The organism is Butyricicoccus sp. AF18-9LB, from assembly GCF_027684505.1.
GTDB lineage: Bacteria > Bacillota > Clostridia > Oscillospirales > Butyricicoccaceae > Agathobaculum > Agathobaculum butyriciproducens.
The window spans coordinates 1-20,410 of sequence record NZ_JAQCWA010000033.1 but is presented as its reverse complement, the minus strand read 5'-3'; the positions used below and the strand labels follow the sequence as shown (position 1 = coordinate 20,410).

General features: G+C 56.3%; 19 protein-coding genes. 1 reads left to right on the top strand and 18 read right to left on the bottom strand.

The window, feature by feature from the left end:
* Nucleotides 1–568: 568 nt before the first annotated feature.
* From gluQRS to PGY33_RS13065, 3 genes are read right to left on the bottom strand one after another with little or no spacing between them, the layout of a single operon-like run.
* The gene (gene gluQRS, locus PGY33_RS13075; RefSeq protein ID WP_270478986.1) at nucleotides 569–1,501 is read right to left on the bottom strand and encodes a tRNA glutamyl-Q(34) synthetase GluQRS; all 933 of its coding nucleotides are present in this window, start codon (nucleotides 1,499–1,501) and stop codon (nucleotides 569–571) included.
* Nucleotides 1,502–1,506: 5 nt separating this feature from the next.
* Nucleotides 1,507–1,836, bottom strand: coding sequence for a TfoX/Sxy family protein (locus tag PGY33_RS13070; RefSeq protein WP_270478984.1), 330 nt, complete (start codon nucleotides 1,834–1,836; stop codon nucleotides 1,507–1,509).
* Nucleotides 1,836–2,546, bottom strand: a complete 711-nt coding sequence (locus PGY33_RS13065; protein ID WP_270478983.1) for a flavodoxin family protein — start codon at nucleotides 2,544–2,546, stop codon at nucleotides 1,836–1,838. The genes PGY33_RS13070 and PGY33_RS13065 overlap by 1 nt, the downstream gene beginning before the upstream one ends.
* Nucleotides 2,547–2,779: 233 nt before the next feature.
* On the opposite strand from PGY33_RS13065, the gene PGY33_RS13060 reads away from it, so the two are divergent.
* A complete protein-coding gene (locus PGY33_RS13060) occupies nucleotides 2,780–3,943 on the top strand; it encodes a glycoside hydrolase family 3 protein (protein ID WP_270478980.1) in 1,164 nt (387 codons plus the stop codon).
* 890 nt (nucleotides 3,944–4,833) lie between these two features.
* Here the strand turns inward: PGY33_RS13060 and PGY33_RS13055 are convergent.
* From PGY33_RS13055 to PGY33_RS12985, 15 genes are all read right to left on the bottom strand, one after another.
* The gene (locus tag PGY33_RS13055) at nucleotides 4,834–5,436 is read right to left on the bottom strand and encodes a Type 1 glutamine amidotransferase-like domain-containing protein (protein WP_270478979.1); all 603 of its coding nucleotides are present in this window, start codon (nucleotides 5,434–5,436) and stop codon (nucleotides 4,834–4,836) included.
* 318 nt (nucleotides 5,437–5,754) lie between these two features.
* Nucleotides 5,755–6,774, bottom strand: coding sequence for a tRNA (adenosine(37)-N6)-threonylcarbamoyltransferase complex transferase subunit TsaD (gene tsaD, locus PGY33_RS13050; protein WP_118730345.1), 1,020 nt, complete (start codon nucleotides 6,772–6,774; stop codon nucleotides 5,755–5,757).
* Between the two features lie 2 nt (nucleotides 6,775–6,776).
* Nucleotides 6,777–7,232 carry a GNAT family N-acetyltransferase gene (locus PGY33_RS13045; protein WP_118285145.1) on the bottom strand — a complete coding sequence of 152 codons (456 nt, stop codon included), beginning with the start codon at nucleotides 7,230–7,232 and terminating at the stop codon, nucleotides 6,777–6,779.
* A gap of 14 nt (nucleotides 7,233–7,246) precedes the next feature.
* Nucleotides 7,247–7,678, bottom strand: coding sequence for a ribosomal protein S18-alanine N-acetyltransferase (gene rimI / locus PGY33_RS13040; protein ID WP_110435059.1), 432 nt, complete (start codon nucleotides 7,676–7,678; stop codon nucleotides 7,247–7,249).
* A complete protein-coding gene (locus PGY33_RS13035) occupies nucleotides 7,675–8,106 on the bottom strand; it encodes a low molecular weight protein arginine phosphatase (RefSeq protein WP_270478976.1) in 432 nt (143 codons plus the stop codon). The genes rimI and PGY33_RS13035 overlap by 4 nt, the downstream gene beginning before the upstream one ends.
* Nucleotides 8,107–8,155: 49 nt before the next feature.
* Entirely contained in the window at nucleotides 8,156–10,789 is a 2,634-nt protein-coding gene (gene polA, locus PGY33_RS13030) for a DNA polymerase I (protein WP_270478974.1), read from the bottom strand.
* 52 nt (nucleotides 10,790–10,841) lie between these two features.
* Nucleotides 10,842–11,540: a TraX family protein gene (locus PGY33_RS13025; RefSeq protein ID WP_270478972.1), complete on the bottom strand. Its 699-nt coding sequence runs from the start codon at nucleotides 11,538–11,540 to the stop codon at nucleotides 10,842–10,844.
* Between the two features lie 759 nt (nucleotides 11,541–12,299).
* Nucleotides 12,300–12,458 (bottom strand): FeoB-associated Cys-rich membrane protein, encoded by a 159-nt coding sequence (locus PGY33_RS13020; RefSeq protein ID WP_243036879.1) that lies wholly within the window; start codon nucleotides 12,456–12,458, stop codon nucleotides 12,300–12,302.
* Nucleotides 12,459–12,488: 30 nt separating this feature from the next.
* The gene (feoB, locus tag PGY33_RS13015; RefSeq protein WP_270478971.1) at nucleotides 12,489–15,002 is read right to left on the bottom strand and encodes a ferrous iron transporter B; all 2,514 of its coding nucleotides are present in this window, start codon (nucleotides 15,000–15,002) and stop codon (nucleotides 12,489–12,491) included.
* 178 nt (nucleotides 15,003–15,180) lie between these two features.
* Nucleotides 15,181–15,402: a FeoA family protein gene (locus PGY33_RS13010; protein ID WP_186968835.1), complete on the bottom strand. Its 222-nt coding sequence runs from the start codon at nucleotides 15,400–15,402 to the stop codon at nucleotides 15,181–15,183.
* Nucleotides 15,403–15,423: 21 nt separating this feature from the next.
* Nucleotides 15,424–15,633, bottom strand: a complete 210-nt coding sequence (locus PGY33_RS13005; protein ID WP_188885631.1) for a FeoA family protein — start codon at nucleotides 15,631–15,633, stop codon at nucleotides 15,424–15,426.
* Between the two features lie 417 nt (nucleotides 15,634–16,050).
* Nucleotides 16,051–16,482 carry a flavodoxin gene (locus PGY33_RS13000; RefSeq protein WP_116704598.1) on the bottom strand — a complete coding sequence of 144 codons (432 nt, stop codon included), beginning with the start codon at nucleotides 16,480–16,482 and terminating at the stop codon, nucleotides 16,051–16,053.
* A gap of 56 nt (nucleotides 16,483–16,538) precedes the next feature.
* Nucleotides 16,539–17,099 carry a DUF3793 family protein gene (locus tag PGY33_RS12995; RefSeq protein ID WP_270478966.1) on the bottom strand — a complete coding sequence of 187 codons (561 nt, stop codon included), beginning with the start codon at nucleotides 17,097–17,099 and terminating at the stop codon, nucleotides 16,539–16,541.
* Between the two features lie 1,446 nt (nucleotides 17,100–18,545).
* Nucleotides 18,546–19,796 (bottom strand): DUF4317 domain-containing protein, encoded by a 1,251-nt coding sequence (locus tag PGY33_RS12990; protein WP_118478484.1) that lies wholly within the window; start codon nucleotides 19,794–19,796, stop codon nucleotides 18,546–18,548.
* A 396-nt stretch (nucleotides 19,797–20,192) separates the two neighbouring features.
* Nucleotides 20,193–20,410, bottom strand: a 218-nt coding sequence (locus PGY33_RS12985; RefSeq protein ID WP_270478964.1) for a hypothetical protein, incomplete at its 5' end; no start/stop codon positions are given.

Below are 20,410 nucleotides of genomic sequence, written 5' to 3'. Positions count from 1 at the left end.
ACTGCCGCAGGCGGGTTCGCCCCTAACGGGCGGCTCCTTTTTCTTCACCGGCTGAGTGGGGGACGCGAACTGCGTCAGGCGGGTTCGCCCCTAACGGGCGGGAGTTTTTCGCTGAACCTCAGCGGGGAGTTGCGCTCTGCGGAGCGCGGGAGACTGCGGCGCCCGCCGCGGGGGCAAAAAGGAAGGGACACCTACGGTTTCCCTTCCTCTTTGGACTCCTACCTTTCCCTTGCTTCCTAATCTGGCGCAGATTTCCTATATGTGACCGCTTCGACATGGGAAACGGCAGAGGATTTTTTCTTCCGTGTCTTTCGCAACCTATTCGCAATGTCAGATACCGTTCTGCTACACATGCGGTTTCATCTCCACAGGCGCGACATGTCTGTGTCGCGCAACTCGTTTGCGCGTTGTTACGGACGGCACCTGCGAATTATAATTGATGTTAGACTTTACCTTATCGCACCCTACGGCATAAATCGTGCAAATGATATAAGAAATAACACCCAATAAACCAAAAATGGAGAACGGAAAACCCTAACGGTAATTCTCCATTCTCCATTTTTCATTCTCAATTCTTCTCGATATCTCGGAACACGTTCGGCAAATAGAGTTCGTGCTTCGGAATCTTCTCCCACGAAAACGCTTTGACGAGTTCCTTCGCGGAGACCGGCTCTGCGGTGTCGGTCAGTCCTGCGGCGCAGGCGAGTGCGCCGATGACCTGCTCGGGTGTGAATTTTTCCCGCAGGAGGCCGAGGTCGAGGTCCTCATCGCGCTTGGACAGGCGGCGTCCGTCATGGTCGCACAGCAGCGGGATATGGATAAATTTCGGCGGTGTGAAGCCGAACAGCTCATACAGCCAGATCTGGCGCGGCGTACTGCCGATGAGATCGTGCCCGCGCACGACCTCGGTCACGCCGGACAGGCCGTCATCCACCACGACCGCCAGCTGATACGCGAACACGCCGTCCGACCGCCGGATGATGAAGTCGCCGCACTCCTCGGTGAGCGTTTCGGTATACTCGCCGTACACGCCGTCCGTGAACGTGATGGTGCGCTCGGGCACGCGCACGCGCGTTGCAGGCGCACGCTTTCTGCGCTTTTCGGCCACCTGTTCGGGTGTTAAATCGCGACAGGTTCCGGCGTAGACCACCCTGCCGTCCGACAGGTGCGGCGCGCTTGCGGCGTGCAGGGCCGCTCTCGAGCAGAAGCACGGATACAGCAGACCTTTTTCGCGCAGAATCGCCTCATATTTCTCGTAAACAGCCGTGCGCTCGGACTGATACGGGATTTCGCCGTCCCAGTCTAACCCTAACCACCGCAGGTCGTCGATAATTAAATCCGCGAAGCTGCGCGGACAGCGCATTTCGTCCAAATCCTCAATCCGCAGCAGAAATTCGCCGTTCTGCTGCCGCGCACTCAGCCATGCCAGCAGCGCGCACAGCACGTTGCCGAGGTGCATACGGCCGCTCGGACTGGGTGCAAAACGTCCGATGGTGTGCATGTTTTTCACTCCTTATTGCTTTTCTTCTTGAGTTTCGGTGCCGGAAGTTCGTCATACATGGCACGCAGCAGCTTCTGCAGGAGGGCGGCATCGTCGGTTTTCGTCACCCGCAGCATGGGTTTTGCGCCGTCGTACGGAAATTCATAAGGCGCATCCGGAAGGCAGCTTATCGCAGCTTTGACCGGCTTGACCAGCAGGCGGTTATCGTAAATTCCGCCGACGATTTTGCCGTTGTAGTAGAGTATGTACTCCCCCATCATGGGTCGATGCGTTACGCCGTCCAGTCCGGACAGGCGGTCTAATATTTCCGCGAGAAATTCTTTTGTGGTTGCCATTATCGTCCTCTTTTCCAAGGTTTCTCCGTCACATAGCCTTTTTGATGCCAGTATTCATCGTCAACGGGATTCATTTTGCGCTTTTTATGGAACAGGCGGTACATATAAAACAATCCCTTGACCTTCGCGCATGGCGTAACATTTCCGGCATTTTTCCGAATGGCAGAAACCGTTTTCTCCACCTTTTGCTGAATTTTGTGCATGAAATTCTCGGGCATGCTGCTCCAGTCGTATCCCCAGACAGCCTGCGTGATAACGTGCGTGCGGCCGACGCCCCAGTAGTTCATGCTGTCGCGCAAATCCCTGACGGTGGATTTCATGCCGCCGCCCGCCGCGGTCGTGATGATGAGCGCCTGCTTGCACATCAGCGACAGGTCGGGACGGTGCACCAGCCAGCGGTACGCAAAGTGGTCGAGCAGGGTCTTGACCTGCCCCGGAATGTGGTAAACGTAGGTCGGCGCACAGAAAATGATCAGCTCGGAGTCATCAATCGCGGCGATGAGCTTCTGCATGTATTCGTGCCCGCCGCACTTGTCCTCGCGGCCGTTCATGCATGCATAGCAGCCCGCGCAGACATGCGGCATATCCTGCGGCAGATAAAATTCGTGCAGCGTGCCGCCCGAAAGCAGGCGGTCGAGCACCATCTGTGCAATGCCGTAGGTGGACGATTTGGTTTTCCGTTTGTGCGGATAGAGTATGGTTATGTTCATAGTGAACATCCTTTCTTGTGTAGAACAAATGACAGGATTAGGGATTTCCGTTTTGTGAGTGAACACGGTTCGCCCTTGCGGTTGCACATATGCAGATAATTGACGAGTGACACGCTCTCCGCTCTCACGCATCCTCCTGCCTTAAACTCCTACCTTGTAATATTACCACATTCACCCTATGCTTTACAACTCCCCTGCTCTCTTGTATAATGTAAGCAAACGAGGTGACACACATGAAAAAACGAATGCTTGCGCTGCTGCTGGGTCTGCTCTGCGCCGGACTGACGGCCTGCGGCAGCACGGACACCGCCGCAAAGGACGAAACGCCGTCCGCGCCGACCGTCGAGCAGCCCGAGCCGGAACCCACGCCGGAGGAGGTCCGCCGGACGGCGGCAGAGCAGTATGCGGACGGCTTGACGCTCGAGGAGCAGGTCGCGCAGATGTTCTTCGTGCGCTGTCCGGAGACCGACGCGGCGGCGCTGACCGCGCAGTACGACATCGGCGGTTATCTGCTGTTTGCGCGCGATTTTGACGGACAGACCAAAGAATCCGTCGCAAATACCATCGCAGCCTACCAGAATGCCGCAAAAACGCCCATGCTCATCGGCGTGGACGAGGAAGGCGGCACGGTCGTGCGCGTCAGCTCCAACCCGAATCTGCGCGGCACGAAATTCCAGTCACCGCAGGCGCTGTACAGCGAGGGCGGCTTTGACCGCATCACAAGCGACACCGCCGAGAAGGACGCGCTGCTGCGCGATTTGGGTATCAACGTTAATTTTGCGCCCGTGTGCGACGTTTCGACCGACCCGAGCGATTTCATTTACGCGCGCAGCTTCGGCATGGACGCCGAGCAGACCGGCGAATACGTCCGCACGGTGGTTACGCAAATGGTCAGCGACAAGACCGGCATGGTGCTCAAGCACTTCCCCGGCTACGGCAATAACGCGGACACGCACACCGGCATCGCCATTGACGAGCGGCCGATGGACACCTTCCGGCAGTCGGATTTCCTGCCGTTTCAGGCGGGCATTGCGAGCGGGGCGCAGTCGGTTCTCGTCAGCCATAATGTGGTAAACTGCATGGACACCGACCGGCCGGCATCGCTCTCAGCCGAGGTGCACCGCATTCTCCGCAAGGAACTCGGCTTTGACGGCGTAATCCTGACCGATGACCTCATCATGGACGCCATCCGCGATTACACCGGCGGCGAAAACGCGGCGGTGCTTGCCGTACAGGCGGGCAATGATATGCTCACCTCGTCGGATTTCGAGACCCAGTACAACGCCGTGCTTGCTGCCGTGCAGGACGGCACGATTCCCGAGTCGCAGATTCACGCTTCCGCCGTGCGTGTCATCGACTGGAAAATGCAGCTTGGACTGATTTCCTATGACGCGTAAACAACAGAGTCCCGGCCTTGTCGCTTGACAAAGCCGAGACTCTGCGCTATAATTTTAAGTACAAACGGCGGCTCTCTGCCAAGAGCGGTCGTTCCTCGGATCGATTTTATGTCGAGAAGAAGGCCGCTTTCTTATTCAGGGGGAGCGGTTATTTCTTTATGTATCCTAAGATACCAAAGACGATCGTGGTGATCAACTGAAACAACAGCAGCGTTTCGGAAATTGACATCCAGATCACCTCCCTTTTTATCGAGGGAGGAACAACCTTTTTTCACCGTTTGCACTTTGATTACAGCATGTGTGTCATATTGTGCCAATCAACCGTCTTTTCAGACGGTTTTTATTTTTTTGCTGTAAGAGACGGACTCATGTATCCGTCTTTTTTCTGTCATAAAATGCAAAAACCGCCCCAAAAGGCGGTTTATTGACAGATTTCGATTTCATATGCTATAATCGAAACGGACAAGTTCACATAGCGGTCAGACCCTCTGTTCCTTTCCCGCTGTCTGCGGCAGGAAGGAGGTGACGCGAATGCGGAAAAAGGCATTTCAGCTTTTCGTATGTACAGTAATCCTGCTGTACATCTTCTGTATAAAAGCGCGATGACCGCTCGTCTGAACCCCGAACGGTCATCAAAATAACATTACGATGATAGAGGGTCTGACTGCTGAACAGTGTCCTCTTGGGTATATTATACCCGAGCAGCCCCGGCTTTGTCAAGCGACAAGGCCGGGGTTCCCTTTTACCTTTTGTGTTGATATAAGCCTATCCGCCAATCCCTCCGTCGATTTGACGGAACTCTAAGCATAGGAAAAGGAGCAAGGCGGGTTTCAACCTTGCTCCTATCGGTCAGAATATGCTATTCAGTTCAACAAACTGGAATTTTCAAATTAGTCTTTGCAAATAACCTTTGAATCTTCACCATCAATTACAATTCCCTGACGGTTGTTAATTGGGCATAGATTCAAATCCGAAAACTCAGTCATTATTTTCTCAGTAACTTTCTTAAATGGCGCTGTAAGATAATGCGGAAGAACATAGAAATCAATCAAATCAATCCCTGCATCATCTTCTTGTGAGTAGTCCTCCGGCTTTTCATCCATTTGCTCGATATATTGGATGCTTGGAGCGCATATAATTGCGCCTGCCGACTCGCCGATCATCAATTTTCCATTTGCTAATTCCTTTTTCAGCAGTCCATCAGTTCCCGTTTTACGGAGCTGGTCCATAAGAAAGAAAGAATTTCCGCCGGTAAAATATATCACATCTGCTTCTTCAAAAACAGACTGTATCGTTGAATAAGCCTCCGTTGAAATATCAATTTCAGTTACGATCGCTCCCAACCTTTTGAATAATTTTCGAGCCGAGCCGACATAACCGGTGTAGCCTTCACGCAGTGAAGCTGTTGGAATAAATGCGACTTTCTTATTTTCAATTTTTTCCTTTATCAGACTTCCTACACTTGAAAAGTGCGAACATAAAAATAATTTCATCAATATTCTCCTTTATAAATTTCGATTTTTATATTTGATTATAAAATAGATGTCTGCTGTTTGCAATGTATATTTATAAGCTCATTTCCCATAAGTACACAATTCTGAAAAGAGAGAATTCTTTTGTATCATACAATATTTTTGTGCTTCTTTCGAGGCATGAAAAGATGCCGAGGTTGCCTTCGGCATCTTTTTGGTATCCAGTATCGGTTATGTGCGTGATTTAGTGAAATCACCGGAGTTATACCCCATCAACAAAAAGGGTAAAAGGGACGGCCGGGGTTTTGCTATGCAGACGAAGTGCATTCTCAATTCATCTCAATCGCAGATATTCTTTCCGATATCCGCGGTGGCGTAGGCATTCTGCAGGGTTTTGCCGCGGGTGCCCGCCTGATACTCATAATACGCCTGACTGCCGATCATGGCGGCGTTATCGCCGCACAGCTGCAGCGGCGGCATAAACAGCTGAACGTGCTCGCGCTTTGCCATGTCCTGCAGGGCCGCCCGCAGGAAGGAATTCGCTGCCACGCCGCCTGCACACACAACGCGCCGCGCATGCGTCTGCTTGACAGCCATCTCGAGCCGCGGCACGAGCGTATGCACGACAGCCGCGCAGAACGAGGCCGCAAGACCGTTCCGGTCGATGGTTTCGCCCTTCTGCTCGGCGTTGTGCGCCAGATTGATGACCGCCGTTTTGAGTCCCGAGAAGGAGAAATCCAGCGGCGCATCCTTGATGTGCGAATCCGGCAGCTTGTACATTTTCGGGTCGCCGTCCTGCGCCAGCTTATCGATCTTCGGGCCGCCCGGATAGCCGACACCGAGCACGCGGGCAACTTTATCGAACGCCTCGCCTGCCGCGTCGTCGCGTGTGCCGCCGAGGATTTCAAACTCGGTATAGCTTTTCACCATCACGATCTCACTGTGACCGCCGGACGCAATCAGTGTCAAAAACGGCGGTTTCAGCTCCGGATACGCCAGATAAGTGGCCGCAATGTGTCCCCGGATGTGGTGCACCGGAATGAACGGCTTGTTCATCGCAAACGCCAGCGACTTGCCGAAGTTCGCGCCGACGAGCAGCGCACCGATCAGTCCGGGCGCACAGGTCGCGGCAACCGCGTCCACGTCGTGCTTGTCCATTTCCGCGTCCTTGAGCGCCTGCTCGGTCACGCGCACGACCGCCTCCATGTGCCGCCGAGACGCGATTTCCGGCACAACGCCGCCGTACAGCGCGTGCGTGGCGATCTGCGTATCGACCACGCTCGACAGGATTTTTCGTCCGTCCTCGATGACGGCTGCCGCCGTTTCATCGCACGAGGACTCGATTGCAAGTATTTTCATGGTTAATCTCCTAAATTTTTCTCAAAGCACAGGCAGTTTTCCGCGCCCGCCGGACTGCCGTAGTACGGAATGACGCGATAGCCGAGCTTGGTGTACAGCGCCGCCGAATCCTCGGTCGTGCGGGCGGTCTCGAGGATGGCCTTGGTGAAGCCGTGCTTTGCCGCGTCCTGCTCGAGCGCTGTAATGACCGCGCTCGCAACGCCCTTTCGGCGGAACTCCGGCGCGATATAAATGCGCTTGACCTCGAATGTCCCCTCGTCGATCTTCTTCCACGCGCCGCAGCCTGCGGGCTTGCCGTCCTCGTACGCGACGATGCGGCAGTTAAACAGATGCGGCAGGTTGTACTTGGCGTAGCGCTTCTCCACCTCACCGACAAGCATGAAATAATACTCGTCCAGCGCAGCGGTCAGGTCGTGAAAATCCCTGTTTTCCGCGTCAACAAAGCGAAGCTCCAGCATGGCAAAATCCTCCTTCAAATCAGTGAAATCGTCATTAAAACCGCGTTTTCTGTGGGATTGCTGTAAAAATTCTTCCGTTTTCCGACCGGTGCAAATCCGGCTCCGGTGTAGAGCGCTATCGCCGGTGCATTGCTCTCGCGCACCTCGAGCGTGACAAACGCCAGCTTGTTTTCTCCGGCTTTTGCTGTCAGCTCGGCGATCAGCGCCCGCGCGATGCCCTGCCGTCGGAAGTCGGGCGACACGGCAACATTGGTAATATACCCCTCGTCGAGCACGGTCTGGCAGCCGACGTAACCCGCCGTTCTGCCGTCCTGCTCCGCCACAAGAAAAATGCCCTTGCCCAGCTCCTCGCGCAGCATGTTCTCGCTCCACGGCGCGTGAAAGCACGCGCGCTCGATCTCCGCCAGCGCCGCGAGATGGCGCTCCTGCATCACGACAATGTTCATCGGCTCAGGTTCTTGATGACCGCCTGCACGCCCTTGTCGATCTCGGCGGCAGAGCGGCGGTAGGTGGCGAGATCGCCGCCGAACGGGTCGGAAATGTCCTCGGGCAGCAGCGTGAAAATCTTGTCCGCGCAGTCCGGGAACAGCTCGCACAGCCGGTCGTAGTGCGCGCCGGTCATGCAGACCAGATACTTCGCATTTTCGGCCATCTCGGCGGTCAGCTGCTGCGAGCGGTGCGCCGAAATATCCGCGCCGCGTTCTCCGGCTGCGGCAACCGCGTTCGCGGAAGCCGGAAGGCCGTTTTCGGTGTATAATCCGGCAGAAGCCGCCGTTAAACCGGTCTTTTCCTCGCCGTTATGTGCGCGGAATAAGCCTTCCGCCATCGGGGAACGGCAGGTGTTGCCGGTGCAAAGAAAAATTATGGTGTCCATTTTATCCCTTCTCTAATTCGGAATCTGTTTCGTAGGGCGGGGCAGCAAATTATTTCGCATCGTACCAGCTGTGCCCCGCCTTGGCCTCTGCCACGAGCGGTGCATCCATCCGGAATGCGTTCTCCATCTCCTCGGTGAGCAGGCGCATAGCGGTTTCCTGCTCGTCCTTCGGTGCCTCGAGGATAAGTTCGTCGTGCACCTGGAGAATCAATCGGCTCTGCAGACCGTCTCTCAGCAGGCGGTCGCGGACGCGTACCATGGCGATTTTGATGATATCCGCGGCGGTGCCCTGAATCGGAGTATTCATGGCGACACGCTCACCGAACGAGCGCATATTGAAGTTCTTGCTTTTCAGCTCGGGCAGTGCGCGGCGGCGGCCGAACAGCGTGGAAACATAGCCCTGCTCCCTGCCGGTCTGCTTGATGTCCTCCATATATTTCTTCACGCCCGGATAGGTGTCGAGGTAGGTTTTGATAAACTCGCCCGCCTCTTTGCGCGTTACGCCGATATCCTGCGCGAGCGAGAAATCCGAAATGCCGTACACGATGCCGAAGTTGACCGCCTTGCACGAGGAGCGCATCTGCGGCGTGACCTCCTCAAGCGGCACATGGTAGACCTTGGCAGCCGTTGCGGCGTGAATATCCTGCCCGTGCTTGAAGGCTTCGATCATGTGCTCGTCCTGCGAGATATGCGCGAGCACGCGCAGTTCGATCTGCGAATAATCCGCGTCAATCAGGACGTGATTTTCGTCCGGTGCGACAAACATGCGGCGCAGTTCGCTGCCAAGCTCGGTGCGAACCGGAATATTCTGCAGGTTCGGGTCGGTCGAGGACAGACGTCCGGTGGCGGTCACGGTCTGCTGAAAATGCGTGTGAATGCGTCCGTCCACCGGGCTGATGACCTTGAGAAGTCCCTCAACGTAGGTGCTTTTCAGCTTGGTCAGCTTGCGGTACTCGAGGATGCGCGGCACGATCGGGTGGTCCTCCGCGATACGCTCAAGCACCTCAACGTTGGTGGAATAGCCTGTTTTTGTCTTTTTCGGAGCCTGCAGGCCGAGTTTCTCGAACAGCACCTCGCCCAGCTGCTTGGGACTGTTGATGTTGAACTCGCCGTCCGCGTCATGATAAATCTGCTCGGTCAGGTCGCGGATACGCACGTCCAGCTTGTCACCGAAGGCACGCAGTTCATCCGGCTCGACCGCACAGCCCGCCGCTTCCATCTCAGCCAGCACACGCAGGAGCGGCAGCTCGATTTCATAGTACAGCTTTCTCATGCCGAACTGCTCAATCCGGTCAGCCGCCTCGGCGTAAATAGCGCGCAGCGCACCGACATGCTGCGCCACGGCCTTCTCGGTGTCCTCCTGACCGCCGAGCAGCGAAACCGCCGCCGGATCGTCCAGATCCAGCTCCGGCAGCTCGGCATTGCAGTACGCGAGTGCAAGCCGCGGCAGGTCGTAGCCGGACTGGGTCGGGTCGAGCAGATACGCCGCGATGGCGGTGTCAAACACGATGCCCTTCGGGTCCATACCGCGCTGCAGCAGTGCCCGCACGGTGGCCTTCGCATCGTGCAGCACGAGCGACAGCGTGCCGTCGAACAGGCGGCACAGAATGTCGTTCCACGCGTCACCGAACGCCTCCGCGAACAGGATGTGCGCCGTGTCGCCGTCCAGCAGGCAAACTGCACCTAAGGTTTCCGGCACGATGGCGTACACGCGGTCGCAGTCGGTCAGCGAATCCATTAAGTTGAATGCTTCGAGCACATTCTCCACTCGTTCTGTTTTCAGCTCCGGCAGACGCGGCGCGGACACGCTCTCGCCCGAAAGGTCAAACCGCTTGATGAAATTCTTGAACTCCAGCCGCGTCAGCAGGTCGTAGAGCGCGGTCTCGTCGATGTCCTGCGCGGGCAGGTGCTCCACATCCAAATCGAGCGGCACGTTGCGGTCGATGGTGGCAAGCCAGAAGCTGTCCTTCGCGGACTGCTCGCCGTTCTGCAGCTTGGTGCGCGCACCCTTTTTGATGCGCTCGTCGTCGATGTTCGCGTACACGCCCTCGAGCGTGCCGAAGTCGTGCAGAAGCTGCATGGCGGTCTTTTCACCGATGCCGGGCACGCCGGGAATGTTGTCCGACGAATCGCCCATGAGCGCCTTGAGGTCAATCAGGCGAATCGGGTCGAAGCCGTATTTCTCGCGGAAGGCGGCGGTGTCGTAGGTCTGATAGGTGGTCTGTCCCATGCGGGTGGAGACCAGCATGACGGTTGTGCCGCCGCCGACAAGCTGCAGGCTGTCGCGGTCACCGGTTACGACTACGCAGGTGTCACCGTGCTCGTCCGCGCGGCGGCTGATGGTGCCGAGCAGGTCATCCGCCTCGTAGCCTGCCAGCTCGCAGCGGGTAACGCCCAGCGCATCGAGCACCTGCTTTGTAATCGGCAGCTGCGCCGCCAGCTCATCCGGCATGCCCTTGCGGGTGGCCTTGTAGGTGTCGAATTTGAGGTGGCGGAAGGTCTTTTCCTTTACGTCAAAGCAGACGATGGTGCGGTCGGGCTGCTCCTCGTCCTGCAGTTTGAACAGCGTAGCCAGAAAGCCGTAAACCGCGTTGGTGGGCAGTCCCTCGTGGTTGGTCAGCTGCCGGATGCCGTAGAACGCGCGGTTCAATATGCTGTTGCCGTCTATCACCATGATTTTCATGTGTATTTTCCTCGCTCATTGATACATTAAATATAGTATACCACATTTTCGTTTATCCTGCCACTGCTTCAAGCGCCATCCGCATCGCGCCGATGAGCGCCAGATGGGCGGGATAGTAAATATAGAAAAAGTGCTTCATCTTCCATTTACCGCGCTCATTGCCGAGCAGCAAAATCGGGAAGATCGCCAGCACGCAGAAGCGCTGCAAGCCGCCCATCACACCGGCAAGCGCCAGCAGACCGATCGCAAAACCGAGCCGCTCGCCGATGGCCGGCGGAATGCCGGCAAACACGCGCTCCCAGAGGATACGTCCCGCTGCGGCGTATAGCGGCAGCAGCACGCCGGCGAAGCCGTAGTCGATGTAGACCGTCCGGCACAGCAGGTAAAATACGGCGGCAAGCGCGGCTGTCAATGCCAGAAAGCGCAGTTTTCCGCTGCTTTCCCACGCTTCCATGCCGTACAGCAGCAAAATGGACATGCTCAACGTGATGAGCGCGTTGCCGTAGAAGCTGCCGAACGGCAGGAACGCGATAACGCACACTGCGCCGCACGCGAACACGCTGCCGAAGTATCGGGCTTTGTTCCGCGTATAGCGGCAGCCCTCTGCAATGCAGTAGGAGAACAGCGGAAACGCCAGCCGTCCGATTACGCGCAGCCACACCGCCTGCGGAAAAAATGCCGCGCCGATGTGGTCGAGCGTCATACACACCATGGCGAGAATCTTCAGTTGGTTCTTGGTCAGCTGTTTCACGCGCGTTCGCCACCTTTATGTATCAATTATAGCACGCCGAGTGGGAAAGGCAAAGGGCGTTTTGCGCCGTACCCACGGCGGTGGGCAAAAAGGGTAGACACCTACGGTTTCTACCCTCTTTGAACACCCGTTTCCCTTGGAAGCCTACCTTGGGTGCAGATAGTAGACTTCGTAAGCAGGAAAAGGAACGGCAGTCGGTCTACCTTTATTGTAGGGGCGCGCATTGCGCGTCCATTTCTCTACCTCTACGCAGTGTCGGATACCGTACTGCTACACATACGGTTTACTTCCAGCAGGGCGCGGCATAGCAGTGCCGCGCAACATTTTTACCTGTGCTGATTATCCACGTCCTGCGGTTGTAGCCGGTTGGCACTTGCAATCGGTTTGCGCGGCACTGTTATGCCGCGCCTGCGCAGACCCAAATTGGATGTAGCAGTACGGCAGCCGAAATGCGGAAAGGTGTTATACCCCGCGGTAGTAAAAATCCTCTGCCGTTCCCCTTTTCCTGCTTACGCAGTCTACCATCTGCACCCAAGCCCTTGAGGGAAAAGGGGAGATTCACAAGAGGGTGGAAAACCGTAGGTTGTCTACCCTCTTGTGCGCCCGCCGCGCGTAGCGGCACTCCCCGTCGTGGTTCACGGAAAAACTCTCCGCCCGGAAAGGACGAACCGCAAAAGCTCTGCCTGCGAATCCCTGTCCGAGAGTACGATCTTAACGCAAAAAACCGCCCCGCAAAGCGGGACGGTTTTAGAGAGGTGTTTACTTTTTCTTGTCCGGAGGCGCTGTGTGATGACAGCTGCCGCCGCAATGTGCACAATCGCCGCTGCAGCCGACGGACTTCTTGACGAAGACCGAACGAACCGCAAAGAACACGACAGCCACTACGATCAAAGCCAGAATTACATCACCAATACTCATGGTAAAAGCCTCCTTTCAAATACGGAAGGATTAGTTGGCGTCCACGCTCATGCGGCGCAGACCCTCGGTGGAGTCAGCCTTGGCCGGCTTGCGGAACAGCAGGAAGATGATCAGCGCGATGAACGCGATGGCAACAACCGTGCCGACACCGAAGGTCAGCTCGCCGGTGATCAGACCGCCGATCTGATAAATGATGGTGGATACAACGTAAGCGTAAGCACACATGTAGCCGATGGCCAGTGCAGTCCACTTGCCGTTGTTCATCTCACGCTTGATGGCGCCCATTGCCGCGAAGCACGGTGCGCACAGCAGGTTGAACGCCATGAAGGCATACGCGCCGACCTGCGTGAAGTCAGCAGCCAGCTCGCCCCAGATTTCGGAGCCGTCCTCGGCAACCTCGCCGACGAAGTGATACAGCTGACCGAAGGTAGCGACAACATTCTCCTTTGCGACCAGACCGGAGATGGCGGCAACGGTGGATTTCCAGGTACCGAAGCCCGGCAGCGTAAAGATCGGAGCGATTACAGAGCCGATGCGCGCCATGATGGAGTTGTCGATATCGGATACCGCGCAGAACGCGCCGCCTTCCCAGCCGTAGCCGAGGGTGAACCACATAAAGATGGTGGACAGCAGGATAACGGTGCCTGCCTTCTTAATGAAGGAGGAGCCGCGCTCCCACATGGAGCGGAATACGTTGCCTGCGGTCGGAACGTGGTAGCTCGGCAGCTCCATGACGAACGGAGCCGGGTCGCCGGTAAAGATCTTGAACTTCTTGAGCATGATGCCCGAGATGATGATGGACAGCACGCCCAGAACGTAAGCGGAGAATGCGATGGTGCCGGAGCCGCCAAAGAACGCGCCTGCGAACATTGCGATGATCGGCAGCTTAGCGCCGCACGGTACGAAGCAGGTGGTCATGATGGTCATACGGCGGTCGCGCTCCTGCTCAATGGTACGGGAAGCCATGACAGCCGGTACGCCGCAGCCGGAGCCGATCAGCATCGGAATGAAGGACTTGCCCGAAAGACCGAACTTGCGGAAGATACGGTCCATGATGAATGCAACGCGCGCCATGTAGCCGCAGTCCTCGAGGATAGCGAGGAAGAAGAACAGGATGAGCATCTGCGGAACGAAGCCCAGCACCGCGCCGACACCGGCAACGATACCGTCCATTACCAGGCTGTAAACCCAGCCATCCTCGTTAACGCCCATGGAAGCGAACAGCTTCTCCAGCAGCACCGGAATACCCGGCACCCATACACCGAAATCAGCCGGGTCCGGCTCCTCGGCGGTCATGGTCTCCTCGAAGGTCGCAAGAGTAACGTCCTCGGTGGTAACCTCACCGGAGTCCTCGTCCTCGAACTCGGCAGTGCCGACAACCGATGCAGCAGCCGGGTCTGCCTCGATAGCAGCAGCTGCGTCAGCGATAGCGGTCTCGTCAGCCTCCTCGGCCTCGAGCGCCTCGGTCAGAGCAGCGGTGTCGATGCCGGCCTCGTCAGCAGCCTCGAGCCATGCATCGCGGCGGGTGATCTGGTCGTCGTACTCAGCGGTTGCTTCCTCATAGTCAGCAGCGCCGATGGTGAACAGGTGCCAGCCCTCACCGAACACACCGTCGTTCGCCCAGTCGGTGAAGATGCCGCCCGCGGTGGTTACGGAAACGTAGTAGACCAGCCACATGACCAGTGCAAAGATCGGCAGAGCGAGGATTCGGTTGGTAACAATGTGGTCGATCTTATCCGAGGTGGACAGACCGGTCTTTTTCTTCTTTACACAGTCCTTGACCAGCTTGCCGATATACTGATAGCGCTCATCGGTGATGATGGACTCCGCGTCATCGTCAAGCTCCTCCTCAACGGCGGTGATGAGCTTCTCGATCTTGTCCTGCACGTCCTTGCCGAGCGTAAAGCGCGCCTGCACCTTGCTGTCGCGCTCGAACAGCTTGACAGCGAACCAGTGGCGCTGTGCCGGCTCGGTAACGTCTGCAATCAGCTTTTCGATCTCGTTTACCGCATTTTCAACGGTGTCGGAGAACTTGATGCGTGCCGGAGCCTTGCCTTCCCTGGCAGCCTTCTTTGCCGCCTCGACCAGCTCCTTGGTGCCCTCGCCCTTGATGGCTGCGGTCTCAACGACCGTAACGCCCAGTTCCTTGGACAGCTTCTTTACGTCGATCACGTCGCCGCGCTTCTTGACGATATCCATCATGTTCAGCGCCGCAACGACCGGAATGCCCATCTCGAGCAGCTGGGTGGTCAGGTACAGGTTGCGCTCGATGTTGGAGGCATCCACCAGATTCATGATGGCCTGCGGCTTCTCATTTACGAGATAATCACGCGCAACGACCTCCTCCAGCGTGTACGGAGAGAGGGAGTAGATACCCGGCAGGTCGGTGATCAGGACTTCCTTGTCGCCCTTGAACTTGCCTTCCTTCTTTTCCACGGTAACACCCGGCCAGTTGCCGACATACTGGGTCGCACCGGTCAGATCGTTAAACATCGTGGTCTTGCCGCAGTTCGGGTTGCCGGCAAGTGCCAAACGAATTGACATGTTTTTTCCCCTTTCTTGGGATTAGTATCCGCTAACCCCTATGTAAAAAAATTTTTAACGCGTTTATGTGACTTGCTTTTGCTCTGCACCTTTTTACAGGGGATATCGGTACGCCGACGCTTATGACAAGCACCGGCGCACCGTTTTTCTCCTCAAGGGAAGGTGCAAATGAGCAGCTTTAGTCTACAAGAATCATCTCGGCGTCTGCCTTGCGAAGCGACAGCTCGTAGCCGCGCACGGTGATCTCGACCGGATCGCCCAGCGGCGCTACCTTGCGGACATAGATCTCCGCACCGCGGGTGATGCCCATATCCATGATACGGCGGCGGGTCGCACCCTCGCCCTCAATCTTGCGGACGGTTACGGTGGAGCCGACCGGCGTGTTTCTCAGATTGCTCATTTGCGTTTGCCCCCTTTGCAATTAAACCATAATGCGCGAGGCCATCTGCTCGGAGATTGCGACGCGCGCATCCTTCACGTTTACGATCACGTTGCCTGCCAGAGAAGACACAACAGTGACCTTTGCGCCCTCGACAAAGCCGAGATTCTGCAGGAACTTTCTCGTCTGGTCTTTTCCTCGAATGGTCTTTACGGTGGTCTCTACACCAACATCCATTAACGTAAGCGGCATAATGGTAATCCTCTCCTTTTCTGTAATCTCTGCGCGAAAAAAAGTGTTTTGTATCAGGTTAGACCGCTCTAACCTATTTATCATTTGAAGTTTACACCAGCTAACCTTTTGTGTCAATACGGAAAAAGCAAGTTTGTTAAAGCTAACTAATCTGCACAGAGTTTGCCGTGACTAATTGTGCAGTATGCTGTCGCTAACTGTGGGCATTCCGCAGATAGGAGGAAGCCCGCGGCCATTGTTCCGGATGACCGCGGGCTCATGTTATGTTTTGACATACCGGGCAGTATGCCATGGGGTTTCCCCCGGGACAAGAAAGGATATTTGTATCATAACTGATACCGTCGTATCAGTTACGACCGTGAGAAATTGTTTCGGCGCTGCGCGCAGGTATGCACACGCCGCAAGAGAAAATCTAATTTAGAATGCTGCGAAGCCCTTGCCGAACTCCTTGCACTTTGCGATGCCGTCGTCGTCCGGGGTTTCGTTGAGGATGAGACCCTCATCGGTGTAGATGACAGCGTTTGCGTCGTTGGTACGCTGTACCCAGTCACGCATCCACTGGCCGTCGCCCCAGCCATAGGAGCCGAACAGCGCAACCTTCAGGCCGGAAATCTTGCTCTCCAGCTCGGTGAAGAACGGGTCGAACTCGGTCTCCTCGAGAACCTCAGCACCCATAGCCGGGCAGCCGAGAGCGATCTTTGCGTACTTAACAGCGTCAGCCGGGGTGGTGTCCGCAACGTTCAGTACGTCAACTTCCATGCCGCCCTCGCGGATGCCGTCTGCGATTGCGTTTGCCATCTGCTCGGTGTTGCCGGTCTGGCTCCAGAAAATAACTGCTGCTTTACTCATGATGATTTTGCTCCTTCACATGTATTGTTCTATATTTGTAGTTCTATCGAGTTATGCTATGCTGCAAACACTTCAAAAAGGGTTTCGCCCTTGTCAACGCGGCTGGTCACAGCGCGGCATACCCGCGATAGGCGGTCAAACAGTCGGGATGCCGCCTCGGCATCGCCGTACACCTTCCAGAGACCGCTTAATTTGCAGCCCTTTCCGGCGTATCGAATAAAGCCCACAACGTCCTCGATCGGGTATCCGAGGAACAGTCCGATTTCGTGCGGAAAGTCCTTGGACACGGCGATGCGGCGCTTGAGATTGCGCAGCAGAACATCGAGCGGCTGACCGACCGGGTACGCAAAGTGCCGGAGCACATGCTGCACCTGCGGGTCCGCCATGCGGCGTTCAAGCTGCGGCTTGTTATATACCAGTAAGAGGAAGCGTGCGCTGCAGGCGCAGACGATCTCGAAGTGAATCTCTCGCGCTGCGAAAGCATTGCGGTATTCGCTGAGCCGCTGCGGCAGATCGGGATATAAATTCCGGTCGCACGACACCAGACTTGCCGGTTTGATGCCCGCCAGTGTCGGCGAGCAGTAGGTTGCTAAAAGTCGATCCAAGCCATTTTGCATTGCTGATGCACCTCCCGTTTACAGTATTTCCGGTCTGTACGTTTGGTATGCGGTTTTCCCGAACAGCGCGGCTGCGGTTAGCCATTCAGCCGCGCAACGTCTTAACGGTTTTTGTTCGGAATGATGCGCAAAATACAGAGGAAGCTGTTTCTTTTATAACTTTTCAGCACGTTCCCGTTCCGTGAGGAAGCGTGCCGGTCAACGGGGCGTATCAGTAAGCCTCGGCTAACCATGTATATAAGTTAGCATATCCTAACCAATATGTCAAGCACTTTTTCGAGAGAAATTTTCGACCGGATTCCGTGTAGTTAGGTTTTGCTAACTTCGCCATCCGAATAGGCGTTTTCTCAGCGTGAGAATGGGCGTTTTTACTGCCTTTTCGGGCGGGAAAATTTTTTCGGGATTTCCCGGATTTTCTGCACCGGCTGAGCGGGGCACACGAACTGCGTTAGCGGGTTCGCCCTGACGGGGCGGCTCCTTTTCTGCACCGATTGTACGGGGTGCGCGAACTGCGTCAGCGGGTTCGCCCTTTCCGGGCGGGAAGTTTTTCGCTGAACCTCAGCGGGGGGATTCGCCGTCTGCGGACGGCGGGAACGTGCCGCGCCCCGCGGCGGGGGCGACGCCGTACCCACGGCGGTGGGCAAAAAGGAAGGACAACCTGCGGTTTTCCTTCCTCTTTGAACTCCTACCTTTCCCTTGCTTCCTAATCTGGCGCAGATTTCCTATATGTGACCGCTCCGAAAATGGGGTACGGCAGAGGATTTTTTCTTCCGTGTCTTTCGCAACCTATTCGCAGGGTCAGATACCGTTCTGCTACACAGACGGTTTACTCTGCGCAGAGCGCGGCATAGCAGTGCCGCGCGATTCGTAAGCACGTTATAATAGACAGCACCTACGAGGATAAATTATACCAGACATCTAAATTCGTAGGTGCCGTGCGGTATAACGTGTTAAAGAGTTGCGCGGCACTGTCATGCCGCGCCTGCTGGAAGTAGCCGACCTGTGTAGCAGTACGCTATCTGACACTGCGAACAGGTTGCTCAAGAGGACGAACTCCGAAGGTAGTTCGTCCGCAGCAGAGAAAAACTCCTCTGCCGTTCCCTTATTTCGAAGCGGTCACATGTCGGCAATCTGCGCCAGACTAAGAAATAAAGGGAAACGGGAGTTAAGAGGGTAGAAACCGTAGGTGTCTACCCTCTTGCCCCGCCGCGGGGCGCGGCGAATCCCCGCGCTCCGCAGAGCGCAACTCCTCGCTTGATTTCAAGCGAAAAACTCCCCGCCCGTTAGGGGCGAACATGCTAACGCAGTTCGAGTACCCCGCTCAGCCGGTGCTGAAAAAAGGCTGCCGCCCGAAAAGGGTGAACCGCCTGCGCGGTTCAGTTTCCCCGCTCAGCCGGTGCTGAAAAAGGAAAAGGGCATACCTTTCGGTACACCCTAATGTATAAATTATTCCACTTCCACGCCGTTGATCCGCGCGGACTCATCCCCGGCAAGCGGAATAACAAGGCACTTCTGCCCTTCCACGACCTCGGTATGGACGTTCACGGCTCTCTCCTGCGGCATGCGCACGTCGATGACCGTGCCGGTCTCCCACGGAACGTCGTCCTCGTCCGTGTCAGCGGCGTTTGCCGCCTGATGCGCCAGCTCCTGCTGCAGCACTGCCACCTTCTGCTCCAAAGCGGCGGTATGCGCCTTGACCGTGCCCTCCTCGACCAGACGGCTGTCCAGCACGTTATGCGCCTGCGGCGGCTGGTCACCGAACACCTGCTCGTACGACTTCTCGATCTGCGCGCGCACCTCATCCGGCACCTCGGCCTCGGTCGCCAGACCGGAGACCGCCTCGGCGGTCAGCTCGACCGGCGGCAGGCTCTCATCCTCCTCCCGCTCGGCCACCATGGCGCTGATGGTCTTCTGCATCTGGAAGAACGCCGCGTCTGCCTGCTCCTCATCCTCACCAAAGGCGTCGTGCACCACGTTCTTGAATGCCAGCTTGTCCTCGGCAGCCGTGCGCTGCGCGACACAGCCGAGCACGTTCTCGATGAACTCGGGGTGCGACGGACGGCCGGTCTTGACGTAGTACATCACGGCATTGACGTCACTTCCGCGGTTTGCAAACGCCGGGTACACAAAGCCGAGGTCGGGCAGACCGACAACCCAGTCGCGCTCACGCGCACCGATGCGGTTTTCGTCCTCCTTATAGCCGAGCGCAGGCTTCGCCAGCTCGACCGGACAGACCGCGCACACGCAGTACGCATACAGCTCGGTGGATTCGTCCTGGTCCTCGCCCGAGGTGGCCTTGCTCGGCACGTCGTACACATCGTGGTAAACCACGATCAGGTAGTTGCCCGGGTAGCTGTACTCCTCGATCACCTGCTCGTACAGGCGGTCGAGCAGCTCCTCGTTCGCCAGCTTGCTGTCCTTGAGCGTCAGCAGGTATTTCTGGTGCTCGATGCCGCTGTCGCTGCGGTCAAACTCCAATTCCAGCAGGTTTGCGCCGAGCGTGCCGCTGAACGTCTTTTTCGCGATCTCGAGGTACTTGTAGTATTCATCCTCTTCCAGTTCGGAAAACTGCTCGGTGAACTTGGTCACGATCTGCTTGCCGCTGTTGACGTAGCAGCCGCACAGACGCCCGAACGTGCATTCGGTCTTTTTCAAACGGCGGCGCAGCTCCTGCACATCGCCCTTGGTGATATTCATAGGTTTCGCTCCTTAGCGTGTGGATTCGGTATATACAAGTATACGGCATTTTCCATGCAAAAGGCAAGCATTTTCACACAAAAAGCGGCCGACCGGGTAAGGTCAGCCGTAAATTGACAGGTTTTGCGCCTGTGTGATATACTTGTCATAAGGAAACGCCTGTTTGCATGGACAAACGGTCAGCTCCTCTTTTCCTCCCTCGGTTTGAGGCGGAAAGGAGGTGGCGTAAATGCGGAAGAAAGCACTTCAGCTTTTGGTATGTGCAGTCATTGTATTGTACATTTTCTCCGTATATGCGCGATGACCGTCCGGCGGCAACCGTACGGTCATCTGTGAAAACTTTTGACTGAACTTGGGAGCTGACCGTCCAACGGACGGCGTTTCCCTTTAATTACATTATAGCACACTTTCAGATGCTGTCAACCTGCGGAAATTGACATTTTTCGCACGTCCTGTTATACTTAACTCGTGGAAACGCTGTTGCACACGCAGTGAGCAATCACTGCAGGCGGTCAGATCTTCTTCTTCCCCACGGTCTGTGGGCGGAAGGAGGTGCTGCGCATGAGGAAGAAAGCCTTTGAGCTTTTTATCTGTGCGGTCATTGTACTGTACAT